Genomic DNA, 16067 nt, shown 5'->3' with positions numbered 1-16067 from the left:
AACATTCCGGATCTCGCGAACGTCGGCTATCCGATCGTCGAAGGGCACGCCGACGGCACGTTCGTGATCTACAAGCATCCGAAGACCGGCGGCGTCATCTCCGTGCCTTCAGTGAGCGAGCAGCTCGTGTATGAGATGGGCGATCCGCGCTCGTACATCACGCCGGACGTCGTTGCCGATTTCACGACGATTCACCTGGAGCAAGCCGGCGAGAATCGCGTACGCGTGTTCGGCATCAAGGGACGACCGCCGACCGACAAGCTCAAGGTGTCGATTGCGTACCGCGCCGGCTTCAAGGCGGTCGGCACGCTCGTCTACGCGTGGCCCGATGCGTATCCCAAGGCGCAACTCGCCGACCGCGTCCTGCGCGAGCGTCTCGATCGCCTCGGCCTCAAATTCGATCACATCCTCACCGAATTCGTCGGCGTGTCGGCGACGCATGGCCGCCTCGCCGGCGAGTCGCACGATCCGCCGGAAGTACAGCTGCGCTTCGGCGTGCGCGGCGGCGATAAGGCCGCGGTCGAGCGGTTCACGCGCGAGCTCGCGCCGCTCGTCCTGAATGGTCCACCGAGCGTGACGGGCTTCGCCGGTGGCCGGCCGAAGGTCGAAGAAATCGTCGCGTACTGGCCGGCGCTCGTCGACAAGACGGTGGTTCAGACGAAGGTCGAGATCCAATGACACGAATTCGGCTATTGGACATCGCGCACGCGCGCTCGGGCGACAAGGGGGACACCGCAAACGTCGGCCTCATTGCGCTCCAACCACAGTGGTACGACCTGCTCCGCGAGTACGTGACGCTGCCTGCAGTTGAAGCGCACTTCAAGGGCGTGATCGACGGTCCGGTGGAGCGATATGAGCTTCCGAATTTGAAAGCGCTCAACTTCCTGTTGCACGGGGCGCTCGACGGCGGCGGCACGCTGTCGCTCAAGACGGACGCGCAAGGCAAGGTCTATTCGACGGCGATGCTGCGCATGGAGATCGACGTACCGGACGACGCGGCGAAGCGCCTCGGAGTGCCCGGGTACAAAAAGCAGTGGCCGGCATACACGCGCTCGCCGAAGGAATAAAGGAGTACTCATGGCGCACCGCACGCCAATCCAGATCGCGCTGCTGATTGTCGGCCTGGTCGCGTGGGGTTTCGGCATGCGCGGGAACGACGGGCGGCTGACGTGGATCGGCCTCGGATTGTTCGCGGCGGCGTTCCTGTTGAGGTTCTGGAAAAAAAACGACAACGTGTCATCCTGAGCGCCGTAAGCCGTTATATTTCAACGCTTATGGCACACCGCAGCATCCCAGAGCTTCTCGCTCCGGCCGGCTCGCTCGAGGCCGTTCGGGCCGCGGTCGCGAACGGCGCGGACGCCGTTTACCTCGGCGCGTCGCGGTTCAACGCCCGCGACGAAGGCGCGCAGCTCACGATGGACGAGCTCGGCGAAGCCTGCCGCATCGCGCACGAGCGCGGCAAACGCATTTACCTCACCCTCAACATCCTCATCAAGCCCACCGAGCTCGTCGACGCCCTCCTGCTACTCGGCGAGGCCGTCGATTTGGGCATCGACGCCGTGATCGTGCAGGATGTGGGGCTCGTTCGGTTGATTCAGCGCGTTTATCCGCAGCTCGAGATTCACGGCTCGACGCAAATGACGGTGCACGACGAAACCGGCGCCGCGGTGATGAAGGACATCGGTATCGAGCGCGTCGTGCTCGCGCGCGAGAATACGCTCGAGGACATTCGCGCCATTCGCGCCGCGGTTCCCGATCTTGGGCTCGAGACGTTCGTGCACGGCGCGCTGTGCATCTCGTACTCCGGGCAATGCTTCATGTCCGGGATGATCTCCGAGCGCAGCGCCAATCGCGGCTCCTGCGCGCAATCATGCCGCAAGGATTACGTCCTGACCGACGTCACGAACGGCACGGAGCTCGACCGCGGGTATCTCATCTCGAGCAAAGACCTGGGCGCCTACGAGCATCTCGCCGCGATCGCCGAGGCGGGCGTGGGCTGTCTCAAGGTGGAGGGGCGGAAGAAGAAGCCCGAATACGTCGCGACCGTTACAAAATCCTATCGCGAGTTCTTGAATCACGTCGAGCGCGGCGAAGCGTTTCGTCCGAGCGACGAGGAAGTCGAGCCGCTCGTGCAGATCTTCAGCCGCGGCTTCACCGGCGGGATGTACGGCGGCCGCGACGGGCGTCACTACGTCACGCGAACGCAGCCGGACAATCGCGGCGTCGTACTGGGCTCGGTCGTCGGTTACGAGCGCGGCGAACTGATCGTCGACGTGAGCGCGCCGATCGAAGTCGGCGATGGACTCGGCTTCGAGGCGCCGGAAGGCGTCGGCGGTCCGACCACCGGATTCACGGTCGCCGAAGTACGCACGCTCTCGAAGCGTGCGACGGTGCGGCAAGCAATCCCCACCCGCACGCGCGTGGCGACGGGCTGGCGGGTCGTGCGATCGACCCACGCGAAGCTGCTCGAGCGCGCTCGCGCGACGTACGCCTCGCTTCCCGCGGAAATTCGCGCGCGCAAGTCCCGTCTCGACGTACGGTTGTTCGGCGCGCCCGGCACGCCACTCAAGGGCGTCTTCAGCGCCGACGGCGAGACAGTCACAGTTCGCACGGAGATCACGCTCTCGCCGGCGAGCAAACGCCCGCTCGACGCGGCCGCACTCCGCGAGCAGATCGGCCGGCTCGGCGATACGCCGTTCGTGCTCGGTGCGCTCGACGTCACCGCGTTGACGCCCGGAATGTTTCTCCCGGTGAGCGAGCTCAATCATCTGCGGCAGCAAGCCGCGGAAGAGTTGATGATGCGGCGCGACTGGGCGGAGCAGGCGAGACATGCCGAGCGCCGCGCGACGATCGAAGCAGCGGTGAATGCGGTTCCGACCGTCGCGCACTCGACTGAATCGTCCGTCGCGCCATTTCACCTCAGCGCGCAGGTGTTTCGCATCGAGGACGCCGATGCCGCAGCCGAGGCGGGAGCGACGGAGATCGTGTTCGATCCGTTCCTGCGTCATCCGGCGCCGCCCGTTGCCCGCGTGCGCGCGCTCGAGGAGCGACTCCGCGCGCGCGCCGTCTCGCTTCGCTTGCGCACACCGACGATCGTGCGCCCCGAGGAGCGGCGCGCCGTGCAGAAGTGGCTGGACCTTGGCTTGCCGTTATTGAGCGGACACCTCGGGCTGGTTTCCGAATTCGGGCGGGCGGGCCGGGACGTGACCGCCGATTACGCCGTCAACGCGTTCAACGCACACACGGCGGCCGAAATCTTTCGGCTTGGCGCGCGACGGATCGTCGCTTCGGTCGAGCTGACGGCGGACGAGCTCGCGCAGCTGGTATCGCCCTGGGACGGCAACGGCTTCGACGTATTCCTGTATGGCCGCCCCGAAGGCATGACGATCGAGCACTGCGTCTTGTCGGCGGCATTCGACCGCACGCCGACGACGTGTCGTGATCTCTGCGTCCAGAAGCATACCAACGTCGAGCTCACCGATCCCGCGGGGTACACATTCCCGGTCGCGACGGATTCCGCATGCCGCAATCGCTTGCTGCATTCACGTCCGGTGGACGGCTCGGAGTTTCTGCCGAAGCTGTGGCGCTTGGGGCTTCGCGGGTATCACATGGTGTTCAACGTCGCGGTCGACGACGTCGCATCGATCGTACGCGGGTATCGTGGCGCGCTCGACGCACTGGCTGCGGGTGCGCGCCCGGACGTCGACGCGGTGCGCGAGCTGTTCAAGGGCGAGTTCACGCGCGGGCACTTCGCGCGTGCGGTGTAGCGCGGCAATATGATGTTCCTCGCAATGCCGTCATTCCGAGCGCAAGCGAGGAATCCATTATTCTGGTCTGAGGGTTGTCCCTCTGCCGTGACGAAAGATTCCTCGGTCGCTCACGCTCCCTCGGAATGACACAGCAACCACACCACACGCTCGAAGATGCGCGCGCCGCGCTGCGCGAGCACTTCGGCTATCCCGCGTTCCGCCCCGGCCAGGAGGCCGCGGTGGAGTCGGTCCTCGCCGGCCGCGACACGATGGTCGTGCTGCCCACGGGCGGCGGCAAGTCGCTGTGCTATCAGGTGCCGGCGCTGATGCTGCCCAAGCTCACCGTCGTGATCTCGCCGCTCATCTCGCTGATGAAGGATCAGGTCGACGCGCTCACGGCGCGCGGGCTGCCCGCGACGTTCGTCAACAGTACGCTGACCCCATCACAGATCTCTGATCGGCTGGCGCGGGCCATTCGGGGAGACGTGAAGCTGCTCTACGTCGCGCCCGAACGCTTCGACGCCGGAACCACGGCCGAGCGGCTGCGCGATGCGGGCATCTCGCTCCTGGCGGTGGACGAGGCGCACTGTATCAGCGAATGGGGACATGATTTCAGGCCGAGCTATCTGCGCATTGCGCAGGTGCGGGAGAAGCTCGGGTGGCCGCCGACAATCGCGCTCACGGCGACGGCGACGCCGCACGTGCGCAGCGACATCGTCACGCAGCTCAAGCTCGACAATGCGACGACGATCATCACCGGATTCGATCGCAAGAATCTCACGTACGCCGTCGTGCCGACGCGCACGGAGAGTGACAAGGACGACGCGCTGGTGCATCTGCTTCGCGCGAACGAAGGTCTGGCGGTCGTCTACGCGTCCACGCGCAAAGCGGTCGAGCGCATCGGTATGCTGCTCGAGCGCGCGAAGATTCCGGCGGCGGCCTATCACGCCGGCCTGGATGATGAGCGCCGGCACGAGGTGCAGGACGCCTTCATGTCCGAGAAGGTGCGCGCCATCGTCGCGACCAACGCGTTCGGCATGGGCATCGACAAGGCGAACGTGCGCCTGGTGCTTCACTACGCCATGCCCGGCACGCTCGAGGCGTACTATCAGGAGGCGGGGCGCGCGGGCCGCGACGGACTGCCCGCCGCCTGCTATCTCCTGCATGCGTTTCCCGATCGATTCACCCACGAATTCTTCATCAAGGGCGCGTATCCCGAGCGCTCGCTCGTGGAAGAGGTGTACACGACGCTCCAGCGCAACGCGGATCGTGAAGGGGCGGTGGCGCTGTCGCCCGACGAAATCGCGGGCCGGCTCAAGACCAAAGCCACCGGCCGCGAGGTGGAATCGACATTACGAATTCTGACACAAGCCGGCGCGTACCGCGTCGAGCTCGAAGGCGGCGGCCGCGTGATGATTCGACTCATGGCGACGCCGGATCGCATCAAGCGCGAGCTTGGCACCGCTGATGACTCGCTCGAGCTCGGGCTACTCCGCGCGCTCTGGCGTGTCGCGGGCAGCGGCCTCAGCGACGGAGCGCCGGTTGACCTCGACGGCTTACCGCCGGGATTCGGCGGGACGGTCGGGGCCATGCCGATCCTCGACGCGTTGCAATCGCGCCAGTTCCTCGAGTGGCGTCGGTGCGGCTCGGGCGCCGCGCTCACGGCGCCCAAGAAGCCGCTGACCGCGTTCAAGATCGACTGGACCACGATCGACCGACGGCGCAAGGCAGATTTGCAGAAGCTCGACGCCATGCAGCAGTACGCGTACACCAAGGGTTGCCGGCGCGGGTTCGTGCTGCGCTACTTCGGCGACCCCGCGGCGCGCACCTCCTGCGCCGGGTGTGACAATTGCCTCGGTTCCCGCGTAGAGATAGAGGCGGGCGCGGCGCCGTCGTCACGACGTGCCGGGGAAAAGCCGCGCGGTCGGCGCCGCGGCGGCGATGCGCCGGTACGACAGGACGACGAAGCGCCGACGCTCTCCGGCGCGGACGAAGCGCTGCTCGCGCGACTGCGCGATCTTCGCCGAACCATCTCGCGCGAAGACCAAGTGCCGGCGTACGTGGTGTTTCCCGATCGCACGCTCGCTGAAATGGCGGTGCGGCGTCCAACGAACGTCGACGCGCTTGGACAGATTCGTGGAGTGGGACCGGCCAAGCTCGAGAAGTACGGCGATAGGTTTCTGGAAGTGTTGCGGAGTTACGACGAAACGGAAGCGGCCTAATGGACGACGCGCTCTACTTCAACGAACATCACCTCGCCACGCGCGAAATGGTTCGCCAGTTCGCCCGTGACGAAGTCGCACCCGTCGCCGCCAAGTACGACGCCGAAGCGAAGTTCCCCTGGGAGAACATTCGCAAAATGGGCGAGCTCGGACTGCTCGGCGTTCCGTGGCCCGAGGAGCTGGGCGGCGCCGGTCTCGATCTGATCAGCTACATGATCGTGATCCACGAGCTGGCCAAGGTCGACGCGTCGCACGGTCTCAGCATTTCCGCGCACACCACGCTCGGCACCTCGCCGATCGTGAAGTTCGGCAACGACGACCAGAAGCGCCGCTTCGTGCCATTCCTGGCCACGGGCCGTGTGATGGGCGGCTTCGGCTTGACCGAGCCGGATGCGGGCAGCGATGCCGGCGGCACGCGCACGACGGCGGTGCGCAAGAACGGCCACTATGTGCTGAACGGCGTCAAGCGATTCATCACCCATGGCGGTGTCGGCGAGATCTTCGTCGTCACGGCGGTGACGGATCCGTCGCAGGGTACGAAGGGCATCAGCTCGTTCATTCTCACCAAGCCGACCAACGATCCCGAAGGCGCACGCGCCGCGGGCGTCGGACACGAGCCGTCACTGCCCGCGCTCAAGGGATTCCGCGCCGGCAAGAAAGAAGACAAGCTGGGGTGGCGTGCGTCCGATACGTGCGAGCTGATCATGGAAGACGTCGAGGTTCCCGCCGAGAATTTGCTGGGCGAAGAGGGCAAGGGCTTCGTGAATTTCATGAAGACGCTGGACAACGGACGCATCGGCATCGCATCGCTCTCCCTCGGCATCGCCGAAGGGGCGTTCGAGCAGGCGCTGCAGTACACGAGCGTGCGGAAGCAGTTCGGGCAGCCCGTCGCGAACTTCCAGGGCGTGCAGTTCAAGCTCTCCGACATGGCGACGGAGATCGAGGCGGGAAAGCACTTGATGTATCACGCCGCATGGCTCGCGCAGAACGGACGGCCGTTCGGCAAGGAAGCCGCGATGGCCAAGCTCTTCTGCTCCGAGCTCGCGATGCGCGCGACGATCGCCGCGGTCCAGCTGCACGGCGGTTACGGGTACACGAAGGACTACCCGGTCGAGCGGTTCATGCGCGATGCAAAAATCTGCGAGATCGGCGAGGGCACGTCGGAGATCCAGCGGATCGTCATCGCCCGGCATCTCCTGAAGGAACTTGCGGACTAACCAACGAGATCCTTCGCTTCGCTCAGGAAGACGTGTTGTGCTCTAAGTCATTGCCAAATCTCTAGTTCGCTGCTTAATTAGTCACTAGTGCCTTCTTTTTCGTTTTCTATCGCTCCGCAGCCCCTCGGCGACTCGAGTGGGGGCGTGAGCACCTGGCGTGAATCGTCGGCCGAAGCTGTGTTGGCCGCGCTGATCGCGCTCGTCCTGCTTCCGGTGCACGGCCTGTTCACTCGGGCCGATCGCACGTCGCTCCGATCCACGCTGGGACTACCGACGACCCACTTGTCGTCGTTCGCGCGCCGTTGCGCATTCCAGCCGGAACCGACGTGGTCGATCACATCGGCTCTCAGGACCTTCCTCTTGCGAGTTGCCGAGTACCGCGCGCGAACAGCGAACCCGCCGTTCGCGGCTGCGGGCATGCCACGCATGCAATTCATTCGGCTCGCCGCACAACACCCTGATATCCGACGCACCAGGACCTCCGAGTCGCCGGGCCCCGTGGACGTGTCGCGAACCAATGAAACGAGAAATTTTGATCAACGCGAACCCGCGCGAGACGCGGGTCGCCATCATCGAGGACGACCAGCTCGCTGAACTTCTGGTCGATCGTCCCGATGCCCGCCGCATGGTCGGCGACATCTACCTGGGACGCGTCGAAGCGGTACTGCCGGGCATTCAGGCGGCATTCGTAGACATCGGGACCGAGAAGAGCGCGTTTCTCCACGCGTCCGATCTCGTGTACCCCGAGGACGAGCACGACGGCGATCACGACGATGACGCCGACGAGGATGCCGACGAGCACGGCGGCGGACGCCGTCAGCGCACCAAGGCGCCGACCATTCAGGACGTGCTCAAGCGCGGCCAGGACCTGGTCGTTCAGGTGTCGAAGGAGCCCATCTCGACCAAAGGGCCGCGCGTGACGGCGCAGGTCTCACTCGCCGGACGATTCCTGGTCTTCATGCCGTTCGCCGAACGCGTCGGCGTGAGCCGCAAGATCGGCGATCGCGAAGCACGCAAACGTCTGCGCGCGCAAGTCGAGGAAGTGCTGCCGAAAGATTCGGGCGGCGTGATCGTCCGCACCGTCGGCGAAGACGTGACGAAGGAGACGCTCGAACGCGAGCTCACCACGCTCATCGGACAGTGGAAGCGAATCAAGCGCAAGACGCACTTCGTGCGCGCGCCGAATCTCATCCACCGCGAGACGAGCCTCACGCGCGGCCTCATGCGCGACGTGTTCAGCACGAAGGTGGAACAGGTGACCGTGGACTCGAAGCAGGTCTACAACGAGATCCTCGAGTACCTGAAGGGCATTGCGCCCGAGCTGATGGATCGCATCAAGCTGTACGAGGAGCAGACGCCGCTCTTCGACAAGGCGAACATCGAGCAGGAGCTGCGCGATCTGTTCAAGCGCCGCTGCGATCTGCCGTCGGGTGGATACCTGATCATCGAGCCGACCGAAGCGCTCGTCTCGGTCGACGTGAATTCCGGCCGCTACACGGGCAAGAAGGATCCGGAGAAGACCATTCTCCGCACCAATCTCGAGGCGGCGCGCGAAGTCGCTCGCCAGGCGCGCCTCCGCGACCTGGGCGGCATCATCGTCTGCGACTTCATCGACATGGAGACCAAGGCGAATCGCGACAAGGTGCTGCAGGAGCTGCGCACGCACCTGGGCCGCGATCGCGCGCGTACCAAGGCGTTCGCCGTGAGCGAGCTCGGTCTCATCGAGATGACGCGCCAACGCGTGCGGCAGAGCCATCTCCAGAACATGACCGAAGCCTGTCCGACCTGTCACGGGACGGGCCGTGTGTTCACGGCGGAGACGATCGCACGGCGCGTCGAGCGTTCGATTCGCCGCGTCGGTCTCGAGGGCCGCAAGGATCCGCTCGTGGTGCGCATTCATCCCGAAGTGGCGATGTACGTGCTCGAGAACGAGAAGGACTTGCTGAAGAAGCTCGAGAAAGCCGTGGGATTCGGATTGGAGCTTCGTGATGATCCGCTGCTCAAGCCGGACGAATTCAAGCTGGTCGTGAAGTCGGCCGGGCGCGACGTGACGCAGCAGTACGCGGTGGCGTGATCGGTCTGGCACGGTTGAGCTTGAACGAGAGGGCCAGACGCCCGCACGCTCGAGCCCGGGTGGCCTGCCGTTGTTGACACAAACGCCGATGTTATCTAGGTTTAGAGGCTAACCCCGCACGAAGTTCAGAGCCTTTTCGTACGTACTCCATGCCATACGCCATCATCAAAACCGGCGGCAAGCAGTTCCGTGTCGAGCCGGGCCGCACCTACAAGATCCCGTCGCTCGCCGGCGAAGCCGGCGGCAAGATCGAATTCAACGAAGTGCTGCTCGGCAACGACGGCAAGAACGTCAAGACCGGCGTCCCCTCGCTGTCCGGCGCCACCGTCACGGGCGAGATCGTGCGGCATGGACGCGGCGACAAGATCATCGTCTTCAAGCAGAAGCGCCGAAAGAATTACGCGCGCAAGCGTGGACATCGGCAGGGCTTCACCGAAGTCCGCATCAACGACATTTCCCTCGGCTGAGCGAGATACGAGGACGACATCGTTCCTCGCTTCGGCGCTTCGCACCTACGCTCGGAATTCTTCATTTAATCTTCTTATGGCACATAAAAAGGGCGTCGGCTCATCGCGCAACGGCCGCGATTCGAATCCGAAATACCGCGGCGTGAAGAAGTACGGCGGCGAGAAAGTGGTGGCCGGCAACATCATCGTCCGCCAGTGCGGCACCAAGTGGCACCCGGGCCGCAACGTCGGCCTGGGCACGGACTACACGATCTACGCGCTGATCGACGGCACGGTGAAGTTCGAGCACCATAGCAAGTCGAGATACAAAGTCAGCGTGTATCCGGCCGAATCGACGTCGGCGGCGTAAGGCTCGGACCTCGCCGAAGACGCACGTCAGGAAGCCCCCGCCGTTCATCGGCGGGGGCTTCCCGTTTGCAACCCGGTTGAACCCACTGCAACCATTGGCATCGCGGCCCGTAGATACTCAGGGGCCACTCTCGCGGAGGTTTCACATGGCATTGCTCGACAGACTGCGGCAGGAACTCGATCGCGCGGGAAAATCGGCGCAGCGCGCGCTCGATGAAGGCCGTTTGCGGCTGGAGTTGTATCGCGCGCGGCAGTCGGCAGATCGCTTCGCCCAACGCTTCGGCTACGCGGTATTTCGCGCGCGCAAAGGCGGGACAGATCTGCCCGCCGAAGAGTACACGGCCCACATCAACAACCTGACGGCAGCCGAGGCGGAGGTCGCGCGCCTCGAGACGCTGATCGCCGAGGCGGCGCAGGGGCGCGTCAATCCGTTCGATCCGCCGGCGTCGAAGGCCGCAGAGCCGCCCACGACGCCGTAACCGCCGGCGCACTACGGCCGCCGGTACTCCGGCGGCAACGTCTTGTAGCGCTGCTCCAACAGATCCTGCCGCGTGGGCGCGGTGTACTCGCGCCCGCGGACGTACACATGTTCGGGCGTCGTGCTCAGCTCGAACGGATCGCCGCTCCAGATGACGACGTTCGCTTCGCGTCCCGGCTGAAGCGATCCGACCCGATCCGCCGCGCCGAAGATCTCGGCCGGCGCCAGCGTCACCGCACGCAACGCTTCGGCCCACGGCAGGCCGTACGCGACCGCGTTGCCCGCTTCCTGACGGATGTTGCGGATGTTGAACTGCTCCTCGTCGCCGCCGCCCGCATTGCCGATCATGGCGACGGACACGCCCGCCGCGCGAAGCTGTCCGGCATTTTCCTGGCGCGAGCCCAGCGTGTTGAACGAGAGCGGAATGTTGTTCATGGCGCCGACCAGCACCGGCACCCTGGCGGCGGCGATCTTGTCGGCGACGAGCCACCCCTCGGCCGCGCCGGTGAGGATGAGTTTTATAGAATACTCTTTAGCGATCTGTAATGCCGTCTCGATGTCGCTCGCGCGGCTCGCCTGCAGCATCAAGGGCAGCCGCCCTTCGACGACCGGGATCATCGCCTCGAGATCCAGGCGCCCGGCCACGAACGGCCGCGACTGGTTGCGCTCGAACGCGGCGCGGTTCTTCGCGTACACGCGCGTGTCCTCGAGCAACTCTCGCAGTCTGGCGAACAACTCGCCCCGCGCGCCGATCTGGTCGCCCGGCGGCGCATCGAAGTTGGCGAACATCGCCGTCGGCGCCTTGATGAGCTGGTCGCCGAGTGCGCCGTCGACGAGGTCGATCAGCGCCATCTGGCCGCCGACGACGTTGTTGGTCTGCGGCGCGACGATGACGCTCGTGACGCCGCCTTGCCGCGCGGGCGCGACGTAGATCGATCGCGGATTCACGCCCTCCCAGACGCGGAAGGACGGCGTCAGGGCGGTGTTCGGCGTCGGCCCTTTCGCGGCGACGTCGGTCGGGCCGGAGCCATACGCGATGTCGAACAGCCCAAGCTGTGTCTCCGCGTCGATCAGCCCGGGCGTGACCCATTTGCCGGTGGCGTCGATGTGCTGCGCGCCGGCGGGCACGGCCAGGTTCGCACCGACCGCCGCGATCTTTCCATCGCGGATCACCACGGTGCCGTTCTCGATCACCGGTCCGCTCACCGGGAAGACGCGCGCGCCCGTGATGGCGATCGTCTGCGCGGCCGCGAGGGCAGGCAAGAGCGGCAATAAGAGAATGCTCATGAAGCGGCGCATCAGCGGCTCCCTCCACGGTCGGCGGGAATGAATCCCAGCTCGAAATCGGTGCGCCAGCGCTGCTGCGGATCGAGCCGATCGAACAACATCGCGCCGTCGATCCACACTTTCTCGGCGCGCGTGTAGACGCTGAACGGATTGCCCGACCACAAGACGACGTCGGCATTCTTGCCGGTCTCGATCGAGCCGATCTGACGATCGAGATCGAGCGCCCACGCGGGATTGATCGTGAGCCACTTGATCGCCTCGTCGTCCGAGATCGTGATGCCGAGCTTGCGCCCCTCGGCCATGCCTTTCGCCGCTTCCTGGTTCAAGCGCTGCGAGCCGGATGGATCGTCGGAATGCACGATCGTCTTCACGCCCGCGTGCTGGAGCAGTGCCAGGTTGCCGCGAATGGCGTCGACCGCTTCCATCTTGAAGCCGCCCCAATCGGCCCACACGGCGGCGCCGATACCTTCTTTCGCGAGCAGGTCGGCGATCTTGTACGCTTCGACGCCGTGATGGAATGCCCGGATCTTGTAGCCGAATTCGTGCGCGATGTCGATCATCTGCGCCATCTCGTCGGCGCGGTAGCAGTGGTTGTGCACGAGGATGTTGCCGCGCAGCACCTCCGCGAGCGTCTCGTTGCCCAGGTCGCGCGACGGCGGATCGCCCTTGTGATCCGCGTTCCACTTGTCCCAGCGCCGCCGATACTCCTCGGCCGCAATCCATGCGGCGCGATAGCCCGCCACGTTGCCCATGCGCGTCGACGGACCGCGCTGCGCGTAGACGCGCTTGGGGTTCTCGCCGCACGCCATCTTGAGACCGTATTTGGCGCCGGGGAATTTCATGCCTTGCACCGTGCGCGCGGGCACGACCTTGAGGACGACACTTCTGCCGCCGATGAGATTCGCCGAACCTGGAAGCACCTGCAGCGTCGTGACACCGCCGGCGAGATTGCGCGGGAACTGTGGATCCTGCGGCCACACCGAATGCTCCGCCCACACGTACGGCGTCGTGGGATTGGTCGCCTCGTTGCCGTCGCTCAATGCGTCGACGCCGGGCGCGGCGTAAACGCCCAGATGCGAGTGAACGTCGATGATTCCCGGCGTGAGATACTTGCCGTTGCCGTCGATGCGAACGGCGCCGGCTGGAACGTCCATCGCCGTCGTGCCGACCGCGGCGATCTTGCCATCGCTCAATACGACGGCGCCGTTGTGAATCGCCGGCCCCGCCGCGGTGAGAATGGTGACGTTGTAGATGTACGTCGGGGTTGACGCGAACGGCTTGTACGTGCTCGGAAATGGGTCGGCGAGCGGCGTGGAAAGCGCACCGGGACCGGGTGGCGGCGATTTGCCGGTATCAGCCGCCGGCGTCGTCGACGCAGCCGGCGGTGCCGGCGTTTGTGGACTGGGCTGCGACGCAGCATGCGCCGTCGTCGTGCAGCTCGATGCGCCGAGGAGCGAAGCGGAAAGCGCGGCGAGGAAGAGCCGCGTCGAGAGTCGTGGCATCCGATCGTGGTTGAGGTTGGGCACGAACGTACCTGCGACGGGTGGCGTGAGCCAGACTGGGCGGATCAGGAATCTGAAAAGAGGCGGACGTCGTCACCGCACAATCCGTCGACGCCGATCTCACTCAGCCGGCGCGCGACGTCCACGTCGTTCACGGTCCACACGATGACGCGACCGCCCGCATCATGCACGGCGTGCACGAGCGACGCATCGACGAGCTTCCAGTTGGGCCATACGTCGCGCGCGCCGGTTCGCGCCATGACGTCGAGAATGCCGGCTGTGTCGTTCTCGAAGAGAACGCCGCGCGGAATGTTGGGCGCGATGTCGCGCATGACTTCGATCGCCCCGTGATCGAACGAGTGCACGGCGCAGCGAACGGTTTGCGGCGCGGCGGCAACGCAATCGGCCACCAGTCGTTCGATGCCATGACCCTTGATCTCCGCGTAGACGGTTCGGTTCGCCGGGACCATGGCGAGGACGTCGGCCAGTCGGGCTGGGCCCCCGCCGTCCAGGGTGCCGAGCCCGTCGATCAGCGTCTCAGCGATCTCGACCATCCGCACGCCACGACGAACGCCGGGATCGTGGTGGACGACGACGACCCCGTCCGAGGTGGCGTGAACGTCGAGCTCGATGGCATCCGCCCCGCGCTCGAACGCCCGCCGAAACGCGGGGATCGTATTCTCGGGCAACTCCCGCTTGGCTCCCCGGTGGGCGATTCGTTCTATCGGCATGGCACGTCTGGAGATAGGGAGTGGAATACGTCGTGGGATGTATATTGCCGCCAGTCCGCGAACACCTTAACGGCCGAGTGCCCGTGGCGTCTACCTGTTGGACCGAATGAGCGATGCCCAGGGGAGGGGAAAGGGAAGCGATGACGACCGCGACCGGGAGCTCATCGCCAAATGGCGGGCTGGGGACGAGCGTGCGGCCTCGGAGTTGGTCGAGCGGCACGCGTCGGCTCTGGCGCGCTTCGCCGTCAGCTCCGGTGAACGCAACGAGGTGGACGAGCTGGTGCAGGACACGTTCGTTCGCGCATTCAACTCGATCGACGGGTTTCGCGGCGAGAGCTCATTTCGAACGTGGTTGTTCACGATCGAGCGCCGGTTGCTCCTGGACCGGCGGCGCGCCGAGAAGCGGCGGCGCGATCGCGATGAAGTCAAGGAAGGCGACGCGGCAACGGAGTACGATGCGCTCGACAGCGTCGTCGCCGACGAAACGAAGATTCGGTTGCAGCAGGCCGTCGAGCGCCTGTCGCCGACGCAGCGCGAGGTGTTCACGTTGCGTGTGACGGAAGGAATGTCGTACAAGGAAATCGCCGACGCGGTCGGCACGACGGAAGGCGCCGCGCGCGTGCACTATCACAACGCCATGCGCGCCGTGAAGGAGTCTCTCGATGAATGACTGCACCAACGCGGAAATCCGCGATCGATTGCCGGAACTGCTGCACGAGCGCCTGAACGACGGCGTGCGTGCGCAGGTGATGGCGCATCTCGCCGACTGCGTCGACTGCCGCGACGAGCTCGCCCTGCTCGCCGAGGTTCGCGCGGCGATCGAAGCGCGCACCCCGCGCGTCGATTTGAATTTCGTGATGCAGGCGCTGCCCAAGCCGCCGGCGCAAAGCGGTCACGCTGTTGCTGCTGTTCCTGGCGTCGTGCGGCTCGATCCGCGGCGTCGGGTGTGGGCGGATTGGCGGGTCGCGGCGGCGGTGACGCTGCTCGTGGCGGGTGGCAGCTCGGTGGCGCTGCTCAATCGTGGTCCGTCGGCGACGGAATCCTCGGAATCCATTCGCGCCGCCTCCTCGACCGTCACGGCGTCCGCGTCGACGACGCGGGTGCCCGATAGTTCGATTGGCGTTAGCTCGTCGCCGAATGCGGCCGTGGTGGCGGGCGCTGCTCCGCGGACGCAGCCGGCGCCGACAGTGCACCCGAGTGCGACGGAGGTCGCCGCGACGACTGCCGATCAAACGACTCCGGCCGTGTCGGCCAGCGACGCGAGTTTGTCGAATTTGAGTGAATCGCAATTGAAGGCGTTGCTGCAGGACATCGACAAGTTGCCGGCGGTCCCGGTCGCGGAACCCGAACCGGTGTCGCTGCGCATCAACACGCGGACCTCAGGAGATATCTGATGAATGCCCGCGCGCGCTCTCTCTTCGCGGTGGCGGTGGCGGCGACGCTGCTGGCCGGAGGCGGTACGGTGCAGGCGCAGGGCGGCGGTGGCCGCCGAAATGACTCCGCTCGCATCGCCGGCGGTCGGGGACGTGCCGCCGGTGGTCGCGCGGGTCGCGGTGCGCCGGATCCGCAACAGGCGCTGCGCCGTCAGATTCGCGATCGCTTCGCCGAAGTCGTGCGGCGCCAGCTGGCCCTTACCGACGATCAGGCGAAGCAGCTCAAGCAGGTCGACGATAAGTACCAGCAGCAGCGTCAGTCCATGCAGCGCGACGAGCGCGAGGCGCGGCAGGGACTTCGCGCGCTGCTCGAGGATACCACGGCCACGCCGGATGCGGGGAAGGTGGATCAGTATCTCAACCGGCTCGTGCAGGGAGAGCGCAAGCGCGCCGACATCCTCGAGGGCGAGCAGAAGGATCTGTCGGCGTTCCTGAATCCGGTGCAGCGCGCCAAGTACATGGCCCTGCGCGAGCAGCTGCAACACCGCATCGCGGATCTGACTGCGCAGGGTCGTCGAGGCGGACCGCCGCCGGGGCCACCGCCGGCGCAATAACGCCC

The 16067-nt window shown here is 65.6% G+C and carries 16 protein-coding genes; 13 read left to right on the top strand and 3 right to left on the bottom strand.

The features are described 5' to 3' along the window. The 10 genes from VN706_19695 to VN706_19650 all read left to right on the top strand — a co-directional run. Positions 1 to 678 (top strand): acyclic terpene utilization AtuA family protein (locus VN706_19695; protein HXT17870.1); only part of this gene is annotated, 678 nt, incomplete at its 5' end. Continuing rightward, complete coding sequence (locus VN706_19690; protein HXT17869.1) at positions 675 to 1067, top strand: hypothetical protein; 393 nt, start codon at positions 675 to 677, stop codon at positions 1065 to 1067. The genes VN706_19695 and VN706_19690, both read left to right, overlap by 4 nt. Before the next feature lie 10 nt (positions 1068 to 1077). Next, complete coding sequence (locus VN706_19685) at positions 1078 to 1245, top strand: hypothetical protein (protein ID HXT17868.1); 168 nt, start codon at positions 1078 to 1080, stop codon at positions 1243 to 1245. Between the two features lie 29 nt (positions 1246 to 1274). Next, on the top strand, positions 1275 to 3767 hold the full coding sequence (locus VN706_19680) for a U32 family peptidase (GenBank protein ID HXT17867.1): 2493 nt from the start codon (positions 1275 to 1277) through the stop codon (positions 3765 to 3767). A gap of 125 nt (positions 3768 to 3892) precedes the next feature. Next, the gene (locus VN706_19675) at positions 3893 to 5971 is read left to right on the top strand and encodes an ATP-dependent DNA helicase RecQ (protein HXT17866.1); all 2079 of its coding nucleotides are present in this window, start codon (positions 3893 to 3895) and stop codon (positions 5969 to 5971) included. After that, positions 5971 to 7188, top strand: a complete 1218-nt coding sequence (locus VN706_19670) for an acyl-CoA dehydrogenase (protein ID HXT17865.1) — start codon at positions 5971 to 5973, stop codon at positions 7186 to 7188. The genes VN706_19675 and VN706_19670 overlap by 1 nt, the downstream gene beginning before the upstream one ends. A gap of 517 nt (positions 7189 to 7705) precedes the next feature. Continuing rightward, positions 7706 to 9262, top strand: coding sequence for an Rne/Rng family ribonuclease (locus VN706_19665; protein ID HXT17864.1), 1557 nt, complete (start codon positions 7706 to 7708; stop codon positions 9260 to 9262). A 149-nt stretch (positions 9263 to 9411) separates the two neighbouring features. After that, complete coding sequence (rplU, locus tag VN706_19660) at positions 9412 to 9729, top strand: 50S ribosomal protein L21 (GenBank protein HXT17863.1); 318 nt, start codon at positions 9412 to 9414, stop codon at positions 9727 to 9729. 76 nt (positions 9730 to 9805) lie between these two features. Further along, positions 9806 to 10078, top strand: coding sequence for a 50S ribosomal protein L27 (rpmA, locus tag VN706_19655; protein ID HXT17862.1), 273 nt, complete (start codon positions 9806 to 9808; stop codon positions 10076 to 10078). Between the two features lie 145 nt (positions 10079 to 10223). Further along, complete coding sequence (locus tag VN706_19650) at positions 10224 to 10556, top strand: hypothetical protein (GenBank protein ID HXT17861.1); 333 nt, start codon at positions 10224 to 10226, stop codon at positions 10554 to 10556. 11 nt (positions 10557 to 10567) lie between these two features. On the opposite strand, the gene VN706_19645 is transcribed toward VN706_19650, so the two are convergent. From VN706_19645 to VN706_19635, 3 genes are all read right to left on the bottom strand, one after another. Then, on the bottom strand, positions 10568 to 11854 hold the full coding sequence (locus tag VN706_19645) for an amidohydrolase family protein (protein ID HXT17860.1): 1287 nt from the start codon (positions 11852 to 11854) through the stop codon (positions 10568 to 10570). After that, positions 11854 to 13344, bottom strand: a complete 1491-nt coding sequence (locus VN706_19640) for an amidohydrolase family protein (protein ID HXT17859.1) — start codon at positions 13342 to 13344, stop codon at positions 11854 to 11856. Before VN706_19640 ends, VN706_19645 begins: the two co-directional genes overlap by 1 nt. A gap of 65 nt (positions 13345 to 13409) precedes the next feature. Beyond that, complete coding sequence (locus tag VN706_19635; protein HXT17858.1) at positions 13410 to 14075, bottom strand: glycerophosphodiester phosphodiesterase; 666 nt, start codon at positions 14073 to 14075, stop codon at positions 13410 to 13412. Positions 14076 to 14181: 106 nt separating this feature from the next. Between VN706_19635 and VN706_19630 the strand changes: the two genes are divergently transcribed. From VN706_19630 to VN706_19620, 3 genes are read left to right on the top strand one after another with little or no spacing between them, the layout of a single operon-like run. After that, positions 14182 to 14745: an RNA polymerase sigma factor gene (locus VN706_19630; protein HXT17857.1), complete on the top strand. Its 564-nt coding sequence runs from the start codon at positions 14182 to 14184 to the stop codon at positions 14743 to 14745. Beyond that, entirely contained in the window at positions 14738 to 15469 is a 732-nt protein-coding gene (locus tag VN706_19625; GenBank protein ID HXT17856.1) for a zf-HC2 domain-containing protein, read from the top strand. The genes VN706_19630 and VN706_19625 overlap by 8 nt, the downstream gene beginning before the upstream one ends. After that, complete coding sequence (locus tag VN706_19620; protein ID HXT17855.1) at positions 15469 to 16062, top strand: Spy/CpxP family protein refolding chaperone; 594 nt, start codon at positions 15469 to 15471, stop codon at positions 16060 to 16062. Before VN706_19625 ends, VN706_19620 begins: the two co-directional genes overlap by 1 nt. Positions 16063 to 16067: the final 5 nt, after the last annotated feature.

Source organism: Gemmatimonadaceae bacterium (assembly GCA_035606695.1).
Taxonomy (GTDB): Bacteria; Gemmatimonadota; Gemmatimonadetes; order Gemmatimonadales; family Gemmatimonadaceae; genus JAQBQB01.
Note: the sequence above shows the minus strand (reverse complement) of the source record. Positions and strands in the feature narration are given on the sequence as shown.

Coding starts and splice junctions, on each gene's coding strand:
- VN706_19690 (HXT17869.1), top strand. CDS start 675: ATGACACGAATTCGGCTATTGGACATCGCGCACGCGCGCTCGGGCGAC.
- VN706_19685 (HXT17868.1), top strand. CDS start 1,078: ATGGCGCACCGCACGCCAATCCAGATCGCGCTGCTGATTGTCGGCCTG.
- VN706_19680 (HXT17867.1), top strand. CDS start 1,275: ATGGCACACCGCAGCATCCCAGAGCTTCTCGCTCCGGCCGGCTCGCTC.
- VN706_19675 (HXT17866.1), top strand. CDS start 3,893: ATGACACAGCAACCACACCACACGCTCGAAGATGCGCGCGCCGCGCTG.
- VN706_19670 (HXT17865.1), top strand. CDS start 5,971: ATGGACGACGCGCTCTACTTCAACGAACATCACCTCGCCACGCGCGAA.
- VN706_19665 (HXT17864.1), top strand. CDS start 7,706: ATGAAACGAGAAATTTTGATCAACGCGAACCCGCGCGAGACGCGGGTC.
- rplU (HXT17863.1), top strand. CDS start 9,412: ATGCCATACGCCATCATCAAAACCGGCGGCAAGCAGTTCCGTGTCGAG.
- rpmA (HXT17862.1), top strand. CDS start 9,806: ATGGCACATAAAAAGGGCGTCGGCTCATCGCGCAACGGCCGCGATTCG.
- VN706_19650 (HXT17861.1), top strand. CDS start 10,224: ATGGCATTGCTCGACAGACTGCGGCAGGAACTCGATCGCGCGGGAAAA.
- VN706_19645 (HXT17860.1), bottom strand. CDS start 11,854: ATGCGCCGCTTCATGAGCATTCTCTTATTGCCGCTCTTGCCTGCCCTC.
- VN706_19640 (HXT17859.1), bottom strand. CDS start 13,344: ATGCCACGACTCTCGACGCGGCTCTTCCTCGCCGCGCTTTCCGCTTCG.
- VN706_19635 (HXT17858.1), bottom strand. CDS start 14,075: ATGCCGATAGAACGAATCGCCCACCGGGGAGCCAAGCGGGAGTTGCCC.
- VN706_19630 (HXT17857.1), top strand. CDS start 14,182: ATGAGCGATGCCCAGGGGAGGGGAAAGGGAAGCGATGACGACCGCGAC.
- VN706_19625 (HXT17856.1), top strand. CDS start 14,738: ATGAATGACTGCACCAACGCGGAAATCCGCGATCGATTGCCGGAACTG.
- VN706_19620 (HXT17855.1), top strand. CDS start 15,469: ATGAATGCCCGCGCGCGCTCTCTCTTCGCGGTGGCGGTGGCGGCGACG.